Source organism: Exiguobacterium sp. R-39, from assembly GCF_049942815.1.
Classification (GTDB): Bacteria; Bacillota; Bacilli; order Exiguobacteriales; family Exiguobacteriaceae; genus Exiguobacterium_A.
The window spans coordinates 2,432,652-2,444,781 of record NZ_CP187965.1; the positions used below are offsets into that span (position 1 = coordinate 2,432,652).

14 protein-coding genes and 1 tRNA gene are annotated in these 12,130 nt (G+C 48.4%); 2 read left to right on the top strand and 13 right to left on the bottom strand.

Annotation, left to right across the window (positions count from 1 at the left end; translation table 11 throughout):
• Position 1: 1 nt before the first annotated feature.
• The 4 genes from gap to ACP26N_RS12815 all read right to left on the bottom strand — a co-directional run bounded on the left by gap (position 2) and on the right by ACP26N_RS12815 (position 3,617).
• The gene (gap, locus tag ACP26N_RS12800; RefSeq protein ID WP_188004667.1) at positions 2–1,009 is read right to left on the bottom strand and encodes a type I glyceraldehyde-3-phosphate dehydrogenase; all 1,008 of its coding nucleotides are present in this window, start codon (positions 1,007–1,009) and stop codon (positions 2–4) included.
• A 53-nt stretch (positions 1,010–1,062) separates the two neighbouring features.
• A complete protein-coding gene (locus tag ACP26N_RS12805) occupies positions 1,063–2,091 on the bottom strand; it encodes a sugar-binding transcriptional regulator (protein WP_131502186.1) in 1,029 nt (342 codons plus the stop codon).
• Positions 2,092–2,205: 114 nt separating this feature from the next.
• Positions 2,206–2,469 carry a glutaredoxin family protein gene (locus tag ACP26N_RS12810; protein WP_188004668.1) on the bottom strand — a complete coding sequence of 88 codons (264 nt, stop codon included), beginning with the start codon at positions 2,467–2,469 and terminating at the stop codon, positions 2,206–2,208.
• Positions 2,466–3,617 (bottom strand): RNA polymerase subunit sigma-54, encoded by a 1,152-nt coding sequence (locus tag ACP26N_RS12815; protein WP_426353993.1) that lies wholly within the window; start codon positions 3,615–3,617, stop codon positions 2,466–2,468. The genes ACP26N_RS12810 and ACP26N_RS12815 overlap by 4 nt, the downstream gene beginning before the upstream one ends.
• A gap of 166 nt (positions 3,618–3,783) precedes the next feature.
• Between ACP26N_RS12815 and ACP26N_RS12820 the strand changes: the two genes are divergently transcribed.
• A tRNA-Arg gene (locus tag ACP26N_RS12820) sits at positions 3,784–3,859 on the top strand.
• A 153-nt stretch (positions 3,860–4,012) separates the two neighbouring features.
• Entirely contained in the window at positions 4,013–4,624 is a 612-nt protein-coding gene (clpP, locus tag ACP26N_RS12825) for an ATP-dependent Clp endopeptidase proteolytic subunit ClpP (RefSeq protein ID WP_255412930.1), read from the top strand.
• A gap of 116 nt (positions 4,625–4,740) precedes the next feature.
• On the opposite strand, the gene ACP26N_RS12830 is transcribed toward clpP, so the two are convergent.
• From ACP26N_RS12830 to ppaX, 9 genes are all read right to left on the bottom strand, one after another.
• Complete coding sequence (locus ACP26N_RS12830) at positions 4,741–4,977, bottom strand: hypothetical protein (RefSeq protein WP_012371268.1); 237 nt, start codon at positions 4,975–4,977, stop codon at positions 4,741–4,743.
• 81 nt (positions 4,978–5,058) lie between these two features.
• Complete coding sequence (gene whiA, locus ACP26N_RS12835) at positions 5,059–6,015, bottom strand: DNA-binding protein WhiA (RefSeq protein ID WP_131502189.1); 957 nt, start codon at positions 6,013–6,015, stop codon at positions 5,059–5,061.
• On the bottom strand, positions 6,012–7,010 hold the full coding sequence (locus ACP26N_RS12840; RefSeq protein WP_114595117.1) for a gluconeogenesis factor YvcK family protein: 999 nt from the start codon (positions 7,008–7,010) through the stop codon (positions 6,012–6,014). Before ACP26N_RS12840 ends, whiA begins: the two co-directional genes overlap by 4 nt.
• Complete coding sequence (gene rapZ, locus ACP26N_RS12845) at positions 7,010–7,879, bottom strand: RNase adapter RapZ (protein WP_131502190.1); 870 nt, start codon at positions 7,877–7,879, stop codon at positions 7,010–7,012. The genes ACP26N_RS12840 and rapZ overlap by 1 nt, the downstream gene beginning before the upstream one ends.
• Before the next feature lie 112 nt (positions 7,880–7,991).
• Positions 7,992–8,954 (bottom strand): thioredoxin-disulfide reductase, encoded by a 963-nt coding sequence (gene trxB, locus ACP26N_RS12850; protein ID WP_131502191.1) that lies wholly within the window; start codon positions 8,952–8,954, stop codon positions 7,992–7,994.
• Positions 8,955–9,014: 60 nt separating this feature from the next.
• Positions 9,015–10,499 carry a tetratricopeptide repeat protein gene (locus ACP26N_RS12855; protein ID WP_131502192.1) on the bottom strand — a complete coding sequence of 495 codons (1,485 nt, stop codon included), beginning with the start codon at positions 10,497–10,499 and terminating at the stop codon, positions 9,015–9,017.
• A gap of 96 nt (positions 10,500–10,595) precedes the next feature.
• Entirely contained in the window at positions 10,596–10,976 is a 381-nt protein-coding gene (gene kapB / locus ACP26N_RS12860) for a sporulation phosphorelay system protein KapB (RefSeq protein ID WP_131972313.1), read from the bottom strand.
• Positions 10,977–11,005: 29 nt separating this feature from the next.
• Positions 11,006–11,488 carry an acyltransferase gene (locus ACP26N_RS12865; protein WP_188004671.1) on the bottom strand — a complete coding sequence of 161 codons (483 nt, stop codon included), beginning with the start codon at positions 11,486–11,488 and terminating at the stop codon, positions 11,006–11,008.
• Positions 11,472–12,128, bottom strand: a complete 657-nt coding sequence (ppaX, locus tag ACP26N_RS12870; protein ID WP_188004672.1) for a pyrophosphatase PpaX — start codon at positions 12,126–12,128, stop codon at positions 11,472–11,474. Before ppaX ends, ACP26N_RS12865 begins: the two co-directional genes overlap by 17 nt.
• Between the last annotated feature and the right edge of the window lie 2 nt (positions 12,129–12,130).

Here is a 12,130-nt window from a genome sequence, read left to right on the forward strand (position 1 = left end):
ATTACTTAGCGATTTCTGCGAAGTGTTTGAGTGTGCGAATGAGCTGGCTAGTGTAAGACATTTCGTTGTCATACCAAGCAACTGTTTTAACGAGTTGTTTGTCGCCGACTGTAACGACTTTCGTTTGTGTTGCATCGAAGAGTGATCCGTAAGAGATACCAACGATGTCAGAAGAAACGATTTCGTCTTCAGTGTAACCGTAAGATTCGTTAGCTGCTGCTTTCATTGCCGCGTTAACTTCTTCAACTGTTACTTTCTTCTCGAGAACTGTTGTGAGCTCAGTGAGTGAACCTGTAGCAACTGGTACACGTTGTGCTGCGCCATCAAGTTTACCTTGAAGTTCTGGAAGAACAAGACCGATTGCTTTAGCAGCACCAGTTGAGTTAGGAACGATGTTAGCTGCCGCTGCACGTGCACGACGGAAGTCACCTTTAGGGTGTGGAGCGTCGAGTGTGTTTTGGTCGCCAGTGTAAGCGTGGATCGTTGTCATGAGACCTTGAACGATTCCGTACTGATCTTGAAGAACTTTAGCCATAGGCGCGAGACAGTTCGTAGTACATGAAGCACCAGAGATAACTGTTTCAGTTCCGTCAAGAATTTCGTGGTTCGTGTTGAAGACAACTGTTTTCATGTCGCCAGTAGCAGGTGCTGAGATAACAACTTTCTTAGCTCCAGCTTTCAAGTGAAGCTCAGCTTTTTCTTTGTCTGTGAAGAAACCAGTACATTCGAGAACGATGTCAACACCGAGCTCGCCCCATGGGAGTTCTTCTGGGTTGCGGTTAGCAAGTGTTTTGATTTCTTTACCGTTGACGAGGAAGTAACCGTCGTGTACTTCAACTTCTCCGTCGAAACGACCTTGAGTCGTATCATATTTCAAGAGGTGTGCAAGCATTTTAGTGTCTGTAAGGTCATTGATTGCGACTACTTCGATTCCGTCAAACTGAAGAATTTGACGAAGTGCCAAACGTCCGATACGTCCAAATCCATTAATACCAACTTTTACTGCCATGATAATTTTCCTCCTTTTAATGTAAAGCGAGTTATCTATTATTCAAAAGGGGGCTACCCTTTCAAAATCGTTGTTGCTGCCCCTTCATCCGTAATCAGGATGATGTCCGGGGACTGTTTGACATACGCATTGATTGCTTCTGCTTTAGAATGTCCTCCGGCGACGACGATGACGTGTTCGACTTGTTTTAAGTCGTCGAGTTGAAGACCAACTGTCTTCACCCGGTGCACGATTTTTCCGTCCCGATCGAAGTAATAACCAAATGCTTCCGCTACCGCATGTTCCTGTTCAAGCTGTTCCAGTAACTCGGTCGAAGCGCGACGACGTTTTGCCATCGTTTTTGCCTCACCAATTCCATGTACCACGATTGAGGCATCTTTAATCATTTGTAACACATTTTTAATGCTTGGCTCTTCCACCATCTTCACAAACGTTTCCTTACTGACCATGTCTGGTATGTGCAATAAGTGATAATCACTTTGTGCACGGGATGCCATCCGTGAGCAGACCGTATTCGCTTGCAATTCAAGGGTTTCGCCTAAGCCGCCACGTGCCGGCACGAACGTCATCGGACGGTTTTCCTTATCGGGCGACATCATCGCCGCGACGGAAGCCATCGTCGTACCTCCTGTGACTGCAATCGTGTTGTGTACTTCTGAAGAAAGTTCCCGTTTCAAGCGTGCGACCGTCGCACGTCCCATATCGCGTTGCACCCAGAAGGTTTGATCCGAATCCCCTGGTACGATGACGACATCCCGGACACCCAGTTTTTCCTGTAAGGCTTTCGCCATGTCAGAAATACCGGCCAGTTCTGCCATCACGCTGTGCATACTTCGTAAGACGATCCGCCCTTCATCCGTCAAAGACATTCCTTGTGTCGCCACTTCGAGCAATCCCTGCTCTTTCAGGAAGTCCACTTCCCGGCGTAATACCCGTTCCGTCAAGCCGAGGCTTGTTGCCAGGGTCCGCCGGCCAATCGGCTGCATGAGCCGGACATAATGAAGTATGTCGTAACGTGTCTGCATTTCTTCGATCAGATCAGGCACGATTCGTTTTTGGATCTGTACTAACTGCCGAATCATGTATTCCCGCTCCTCTCAAGTTGCTGGACACTTTACGTCCCGCGTGTCATATCTTGTCCCACTTGGTACATCCTCATCATAACAGCCCTCGTACAAGGATTCAAGCCTCGCCCTTTAACTTTTTTCAAGTAAGCGGTTTCTTATCGCCTCTGTCTCAAATTTGCCATAACTCCAAATTTCAGACTGATGCATGACGACAGGAATTTCATATAAAAAACGGAGACTGAGCGCAGCATCTTCTTCAATGTTCATTTCTTCGAACGTCCAATCCGGAAATTCATCGAGTACGAAATCAAGTAAGAAGGCGGCTTCCTCACATAGCGTACATCCGGGACGTGAATACAGTGTTAAGGTCGTGTGTTCTTTTGATGGCATCATTCATTCGCCTCTCGTCGTTTCGTCATGTCGGACCGGGTCAAGTGCAGACCCGCCCGATACTTCGCGACTGTCCGTCTTGCGACCCGGATGCCTTCCAGGTCGAGACGGTTGACGATCTGTTGATCCGACAACGGCGAGGTCGCTTCCTGAATCAATTGTGCGATTCGGGCCTTGATTAAAAAGCTCGATGTGCCGCTTTTCGTCTTCGATACAAAAAAATTCTCAAGCTCAAGGGTTCCCTGAACCGTCCGGATCGTTTTGTTGGCAATCGCCCGACCAATCGTCGAAGGATGGTATCCCGTTTGTTCGGCGACTTCTTTTTTCGTCAACGGTTCTAAATGAAGTTCCCCTTTGAACCAACGGATTTGCCGCGCAATGATAACGTCCAGAATCGAATGCAAGGTTTTGCGTCGTCGTTCATAGGCGCTCAAAAAAGGTGTTGCTTCCTCAAGATCCGTCCACGACGTATCAAGTGTTAAGCTATACCAATTGACTTGCACCTGACCGTCGACCCACTCGACATCGGCTTCCGGGATCGTCATCGTGGTCGATGTCGGTAAGAGTGGGGTTTTCGGTAACCGTTCAATCCGTAGCTTCATTTGTTTCCGCTCTGTCCCGTCATTAATCTTTTCCAAGACGTTTGTAAGAGATTGCCCGTCTGACAGATCAGCGACCAAATCAATCAAACGGTCTTCCTCAAGCTCCATGGCATGCAACAGGCGACACTCCGCTTCCGAGCGTGCCGCGATTCCGGTCGGTTCACATTGCTGAAGCAGTTGTCGTGCCTGCTTGATTGTCGACTCCTCACAGTCAAGCAAAACTGCTAATCGTGCATCGGTCGTTCTGAGTAATCCATCCGCGTCTAAGTACAGGATGAGTTGTTCCGCCATATATCCTATTTCCTGTCTGACCGATTCTAAACGTATTTGCTGAAGAAGTTCCGCTTCAAATGAGTCAATCCGGTCTGCAACCTGCGCTAAATCCGGCGGAATCATTTTTCTTCCATTATGTTCAGTCCGAGTAGCACGACGGATGATTCGGTACAATCGTTCCTCGAGTTCTGCCCGCGTCTCTTCCAGCACCGCCAATTGAAACAACTGAGCGGCTGACATCACGAGACGTTGTGCTTGTTCCTGTCTCTGTTCCATCCGTTCCCCTCCCTTTCCCGATTAAAATAGATTCTGCTTCTATTATATAGGATGGACCTTCATTCAATCGTCTCTTACGTTTTGACAAAAAATCAGCAAACTTGAAAATCTAGTATTGCTTTTCTGAAAAAATGTCGGTATACTATTAATTGTTCAGTAATTACATGCACCCGTAGCTCAGGGGATAGAGCACTGGTTTCCGGTACCAGGTGTCGGGAGTTCAAATCTCTCCGGGTGTACCATACTTGAATCTTCAGGCAATGCCGTTTACGGTGTTGCCTTTTTTCTATACTGATATGTTTAGCAGCCACTGTTTCCGGAAAAATACATAAAACCTACAGCGTATCTTTTGACCAATGTTGACCAAAGGATTATGATAAGGACAAGTCGAATATGTGCTACATACCAACCATAAGGAGGCAAAGACTATGTTAATTCCAACAGTCATCGAACAAACCAACCGCGGGGAACGTGCTTACGATATCTATTCCCGTTTGCTCAAAGACCGCATCATCCTTCTCGGGAGCGCGATTGACGACAACGTCGCCAACTCAGTCGTTGCCCAGTTACTTTTCCTAGCAGCAGAAGATCCAGATAAAGAAATCTCACTTTACATCAACAGCCCAGGTGGCTCAATCACAGCAGGTATGGCGATTTACGATACGATGAACTTCATCAAACCGCAAGTTTCAACCATCTGTATCGGAATGGCTGCTTCAATGGGTGCATTCTTGCTTCAAGCCGGCGCTAAAGGAAAACGTTTTGCACTTCCAAACGCCGAAATCATGATCCACCAACCACTCGGTGGAACACAAGGTCAAGCATCGGACATCAAAATCCATGCGGAACGCATCATCAAAATGCGTGAACACTTAAACAAAATCATGGCTGAAAATACAGGACAACCACTTGAAGTCATCGAGCGTGATACAGAGCGCGATAACTTCATGTCTGCTCAAGCAGCCGCTGACTATGGTTTAATCGACCGCGTCATGGAACGTGCGTAATTTTCACCAGACCGTCTTCGCAGATTGCGAGGACGGTTTTTTTCCTGTGTACAAAAAAAGACCACTGTCCTTTGCGTCACTCTTCTCAGAACAGACGCGGACAGAGGTCCTATTTTTTAGTCGATCAAATCTGTGATATCAGATACGATATCGTGGTTTTCGCGAATCAATGTGTAGATTCCGTTCGCATGAGGTGAAAGTTCTTCTTCCGCCTGCAATTGTTTCAGGAACAACGATGTCGCAAAGGCGACGAGCGTACTTTTTGGTACACCGATCGTTTTCGCTTTTTTCGTAAGCACTTCATCAAACTTCGCATCAACTGTCAGCGAAATACGTTTTTTCTCATTAGCCATTTCAAAAACTCCTTAATTCGAACATTTAGTTGCATCGACTATATATTATAGTAGACTATGGTTCATCTCGCAAGTTACTCCCTAAAGAGCCCCGGTCATCGACTCCCCGTTTCGGATTTTATCCGCAATTTGATCAATCTTGCGCAATCGATGATTGATCCCGGATTTCGAGATGGAACCACTCTCGACCATCTCACCGAGTTCCTGTAAGGTTACGTCTTGATGTGTCACCCGCAAGATGGCGATTTCTCTTAATTTGTCCGGCAAGACATCAAGTCCGACCGTCCGTTCGAGAAACTTAATGTTCTCGACCTGGCGTAACGCCGCCCCGACGGTTTTGTTGAGGTTCGCCGTCTCACAGTTGACGAGCCGGTTGACCGAATTCCGCATATCTTTTAAAATCCGGACATCCTCAAACCGTAACATCGAATACGTTGCTCCGACGAGCTTAAGAAAATCAGAAATCTTCTCACTTTCCTTGATGTAGAGAATATGTCCTTTTTTCCGTTCAATCGCTTTTGCATTCAAATCAAACTGATTCGTCAGGCTGCGTAAAGCAGCATTATGTTCTTCGTACAGACTGAATATTTCCAGATGGTACGAAGACGTCGCCGGATTGTTCAACGAGCCTCCGGCTAAAAAGGCACCGCGCAGATAGGCCCGCGCACGCCGTTCGTCGTTGACGATCGAATCACTAATCGAACGGATCATCGTAAACCCTTCCCCTAAAATACCAAGGTCTTGTAAAATCTTATCCGCCTGTTGTTTGACGCGGACGATATAGACATTATTTTTCTTCAGACGCATTTTTTTCCGGACGAGTAAATCCAGATGGACGGCATAGGCGCGTTTGAGCAAGGAATAAATACGGCGGGCAATCGAAGCGTTTTCCGTCGAGATATCCAGTGTCAGTCCACGTCCCAGTCCAAATGAGATTGCTCCATTCATCCGGGCCAAGGCAGCAAGTTCCGCCTTCATTTCATGATCGGTGATCGCGATTTGCGTTAACTCTTTTTTGACTTCTGATGCAAAACTCACGTCAGTTCCTCCTTCCCTTCGAATTGACGCACGCGTCGAATGGATAGAACTTTCCGCATGACGAGGCTTGCGACAGCATCCGAGTCATGACGGATGAAGTGATGGTTATAATCCACGATATCGTCCGCGAGTACTTCAATTCCTGCTTCTTCAAAGCTTGATTCATCATAGGTCACGATGTCGGCATGATCCTTTTGATACTTCCGCAGATAACTGACATCAATCGATTCGTTGTTGACGATGATTGTATCAATCACCCCTTTACCGAGGAATCGTTCCAACACATTCAAGTGATCATTTGCCGTAAAGGCTGTCGTCTCACCCGGTTGCGTCATGACGTTACAAATATAGACGACCGGCGCAAGCGATTGACTGATGGCGTCCCGGATTTCCTCAATCAGGACGTTCGGAATGACACTCGTATAGAGACTGCCGGGACCGAGGACGATGACATCAGCATCAAGAATCGCCTGAATCGCTTCCGGAACCGGACGGACATCCTCTTCCTCGAGGAAAATCCGCTCGATGACTTTGCCGACTTTCGGAATCAGGGATTCCCCTTTGACGATCGTTCCGTCTTCAAACTCGGCGCATAACGTAATCGTCCGTTCCGTCGCCGGATAGACTTTCCCTTCGGCATTCAAGAGTTGTCCCATGACACCGATCGCTTCGACGAAGGAGCCGTTACAGAGCTGCGTCGCTGCCGTCAGCATCAAATTACCGAGTGAGTGCCCGTGCAGACCTTCTCCCGTCTCAAAACGGTACTGCATGATCCGGTCCATCAACGTTTCCGATTTCGACAGCGAGACGATGACGTTCCGGATATCGCCCGGCGGTAACATGTTAAACTCCGTCCGCAGGCGGCCCGAGCTTCCGCCGTCATCCGCGACCGTAACGATGGCCGTGATATCAAGCGGATAGTGTTTTAGTCCGCGCAAGAGAGTCGATAGGCCCGTTCCTCCGCCGATAGCGACGACTTTTCGTTCCCATTTCATTATCTCTCCTCCTTCGCGTGGACATAGTCCCGGTGATTCGTCACGATATGGTATTGGTTCTTAAACTCTTTACTGATCGCTTCAGCAAACGTAATCGACCGGTGTTTTCCACCGGTACAACCGAGCGCCACGACGAGCTGCGATTTTCCTTCCCGCTCATACTGGGGAATCAGGAATTCGAGCATGTCGACGAGCTTTTTATAAAACAGCTTCGCTTCCGGCCACTGCATGACATAAGACGAGACTTCAAGATCGAGACCGGTCTTCGGTCGGAGTTCCGGAATGTAAAACGGGTTCGGCAGGAAACGTAAGTCAAACACGAGATCTGCGTCGAGCGGCAGACCGTGCTTGAAACCAAACGACATGACATTGACGGTGAACGGAATCCGTTCCCCTTCGGTAAACTCTTTTAAGATCCGTTCCTTTAAGGCGAGCGGTTTAATATCACTCGTATCCATCAGCAACTGGGCTTTATCGCGGAATCCTTCGAGCAATGTCCGTTCCCGTTCGATGCCGATCAACGGAGACGCGGTCGGCGCCAACGGATGCGACCGGCGGGATTCTTTATACCGGCGGACGAGTACATCATTGCGGGCATCAAGATACAACATCCGGATTTGCAGATTCGTTTTTTTCAAATCTTCATAAACGACAAAGAAGCTGTCAATGAAATCACGAGCCCGTGTATCGATGGCAACGGCGATTTTCGGACGCACCTGCCCAATCACTTCAATCAATTGTGGCAATAACGTCGGTGGTAGATTGTCGACACAAAAATAGCCTAAGTCTTCAAAGCTGTTCATTGCGACCGTTTTTCCGGCGCCACTCATTCCTGTAATGATGACCAGTTGCGGTTGATTCTGTTCCATCTCTTCGCCCTCCAGACAACAGTTCCGTGTGTATTTTTTACTCTCGTTTCAGTATAACATAAAAAAAGAGCCAGCTTGATGGAAGAGCTTCCCAACCAAGCTGGATCTTGAATTAGACTTGTGATGATTCCTGTAATTCTTCAAGCAACGCTTCGATATAGTGTTGCGCGTTTTGCGCCGCAATCGAACCGTCGTTTGTTGCTGTGACGACTTGACGAAGTGTTTTTTCACGGACATCGCCGGCTGCAAAAATACCTTTGATGTTCGTTTCCATGCCTTCGTTCGTCACGACATATCCTTGATCGTTTAAGATGCCGAGATCCTGCACATATCCTGTGATCGGGTTCATCCCGATGTAGATGAAGACACCATCAATCGGATACGTCGTCGTTTCCGCTGTTTTCGTATTGATCAATTCCACGCCGCCGACTTTTCCGTTATCTTCGTTGATCTGTTTGACCGTATGGTTCCAGATGAAATCGATTTTCGGATTGTCGAATGCACGTTTTTGAAGAATTTTTTGAGCGCGTAACTCTTCACGACGGTGAACAATCGTGACTTTTTTCGCGAAGCGTGTCAAGTAGACACCTTCTTCGACAGCCGAGTCACCGCCACCGATGACGAACAGTTCTTTTTCTTTAAAGAACGCACCGTCACAGACCGCACAGTAGGAGACACCGCGTCCGCCGAGTTCTTCCTCGCCCGGCACACCGATTTTCTTGTACTGGGCTCCTGAAGCGATAATGATCGCCCGAGCATGGTAATCCTTGTTGTGTGCGTGAACGGTCTTGAATGCCGGACCGTCTTCGATGCTGCGAACGTCTCCGTACGCATACTCTGCACCAAATGCTTTGGAATGGTCGAACATTTTTTGTGAAAGATCCGGTCCAAGAATGCTGTCATAGCCCGGATAGTTTTCGATGTCTTCCGTGTTGGCCATCTGTCCGCCCGGAATACCGCGTTCAATCATCAAAGTCGAAAGGTTCGCACGTGATGCGTAAAGTGCCGCTGTCATGCCGGCAGGACCGGCACCAATAATGATGACGTCATAAATTTTCTGTTCAGTTTCTGTCATGATTCCACCCCATCTGTATTTTCGTTGTAATTTGAGTATAGGTGAGAATCGTACAAACGTCTAACACTTTGCACGGGCCGGGTTCAAAACGCGTTGATAGGAACGGATCGTCGCTGCGGTATCATCAAATGAAACATGAACGAGTGACGCACAGTCTTCAATCAACATGCCGTCGCGGACATCGTGAAACAGATAGATCAAGGCCGCAGCCGACTGTTCGACCGAATCAAACGTCTCACCGCTCAGGAAGAGTCGGGCAAATCGTTCGTAAAAATCACCTTCGAGGCTCATTCGTTCTTCATCCGAAACAAAACGTTCCGCCAAACGGATCGTCATCAAGGCACGTTGAATCCGAGCATTGATCACTTCGTGCTCCCCGTTCATCTCATGAATGATTTGTTCGGTCAGTAATAAAACGTCCGGATGATCCGTCACTTCCGGCATCATCGATAATGCGAGCTTCGCTTCTTCATCGTTCAGCTTGCCGAGTAACAAGGCCGTAAAAATCCGCGAGACATCATCTTCCGTCTTCAAGGCCTGGATCAAGGCGGAGCGGAACTGGAGGTTATGACGGATGTCGTAAGCTTCCCGTTCTTCCCGCATGCCTTGCGCTTCTTCTGATTGAAGGAACGCAGCCGCTTCTTCGATGTGTCCCGTCTTGAATGCTGAAATCGACAACCAGTGGCCAAACAACGGGTCTCCCCGGTAGCCGCGACGTTCAAGTAACTTCAGTTCTTCGTACGCCAAATCGTGGCGACCGATGATCGCAAGCGTTGACGCGACCTTATAGCGCGTCTCAAGATTCACAGAGCGGACGTGTTCGAGTTTGTTCGACAAACGGTGTGCTTCTTCATCTTGTCCCATCTCATGCAACAACACGAGCGTGTTACAGAGAGCATGCAGGTTTCCCGGATTTCCATCAAGGACTTGTTCGAGTGAAGCAAACGCACGATCATTTTCACCGAGGTAAAACTCGACGATCGCAAGATTGTTATAGGCCGGCCAAAATGTCGGATACTGGGCAATCAACGACTCCAATGTGTCCTGCGCCGCAAAGAGCATCCCTTTATCGATTTGACGTTGTGCTTGAGCATGTAAACGAATCAATTCATCCTCATCGTCATCTTCCATCTCTTGTTCGAGATCGATTAATTCCACGAGCGCGGCCGATGCCTCTGCGTGTTTCCCGTTTGGTGCACTGGATAAATATTCAAGCGCGTACTTTTTCGCCTCTTCATATAAGGAGACATGCGCGTAGTTATTCGCTAAATAAAACAAGGATTCCGTATTTGACTGGTCGAGCGTCCGCACTTGTTTCAAGACATCATTTGCATGATTGATTTCGCCTGTCTCGAATAAAACACGGGCGTAACGTAAAAGGTAACGGATGTCACTCGGCTGAAGTGTTGTCGCTTCGTCGAGGTGATAGACCGCCTCTTCCAGTCGCCCTTCCCGGTGCGCCTTCCGTCCGCGGAAATAAAAAAGCTCCGCTTGGCGCGTTGTAATCGCAAAGGGGTCTGCTTTGTATTCAGTTAATTCCATCATGATTCAAGCCCCCATAGATCTAAATCTAGTTTCGTAGTTGCAGAGACAAGAATAACCTATCTCGGAAACCGTTGCAACAGAAAAAAACGCCGAGGTTTATCCCCAGCGTTTCGCATAAATCGATTCCAGTTCCTTGTAATTCTCCAAGCATTTTTGTACGAAAGCATCCGTCTCCGGGTTTTGTCCATTCAAACGTTCGACTTCCTTGTCATATGCCTGGCGTAAGCTTTCGGCATAGCTCGGAATCTCACCTTCATAGGCATAGACGACACCGGGGGCGACCGTCACTTTTTCGTGCGGGTGTAAGGCAGTACGGACATGGAAGAGCGGGACGTCGACCTGATTCGGATTGTGCAGATCACCTTGAATCGGATGTTTCTCGACGGCCAATACTTCGACGACCAACCCTTGCGGACGTTCGGCAAATAATCTTCCGAAATACTTTCCTGTTTTATACGTAAAGCGGATTTGATTCATCTCGTCCTCTCCTCCTTCTCACATTTTTGTCACATTTCGTGCCGGCGGAGCGGCTGACTCGAGACCCGTTCGCCGGGCAGAATATCCCGGTGGACGACGGAACCTGCTCCGACCATCGCACCGTCCCCGATCGTCACTCCGGGCAGAATCGTCACATTCGCGCCAATCAACACATCGTTCCCGATCGTCACGTTCCCGATCCGGTATTCGGTCGTCAAGTATTCGTGACAAAGAATCGTCGTATTAAATCCGATGATCGTATTGGAGCCGATCGTAATCCGTTCCGGGAACATCGTATCCGGCATGACCATCAGAGCGAGTGCCGTCCGGTCACCGATTTTCATCCGTAAACACGTCCGGTAGAGGCTGTTCTTGAAACGAAGCGACGGTGAGAACCGGCCAATCGTGATAATCGTAAAACACCACATCACTTTGAAGAACGACACCGTCCGGTACATATGCCAAAGCGGGTTCGTTGCCCCGACGTGATACCGGTCAGTCCGCCGTGGCATTTTCGGCCTCGATCCAGTCACTTAACTGTTCCATCGAATCAATGATTAAATCCGGCTGCAATGCTTCGAGATACGCACGTCCTTTAATGGCCCAGCCGACAGCAACGGTTTTCAGACCGGCATTTTTCCCGCCGTGGATGTCCGTATCATTATCGCCGACCATGATCGTTTCTTCCCGGGTCGAACCGAGTAACGCCATCGCCTTTTCAAACGGTTCGACAGCCGGTTTCTCTTCCGTCACATCATCTGCTGCGATGATGGCATCAAACAGATGCGTCAATCCAAACAGTTCGATTCCTTTTAACGCGACGCGGCGACTCTTCGACGTGACGATCGCTAATTTATAACCTTGTTCCTTCAATTTTCGTAATCCGTCGAGGACACCCGGATACTCGAGGACAAGCGCATCATGCATCGCGATGTTGTAACTCCGGTAAAAAGCGACCATCTCTTTCCACTGGTCCGCATTCATTTCCGAAAACGACTTTTCAAGCGTCGGTCCGATGAACGGAAGCAGTTCCGCTTCCGTAAACGTCCGGTCCGGATAGTAATAATCGAGCGTGTGGGCAAAACTTTTTAGAATGAGCGGGTTCGTATCAATCAACGTCCCGTCGAGATCAAATAGAATCGTTTGAATCATCG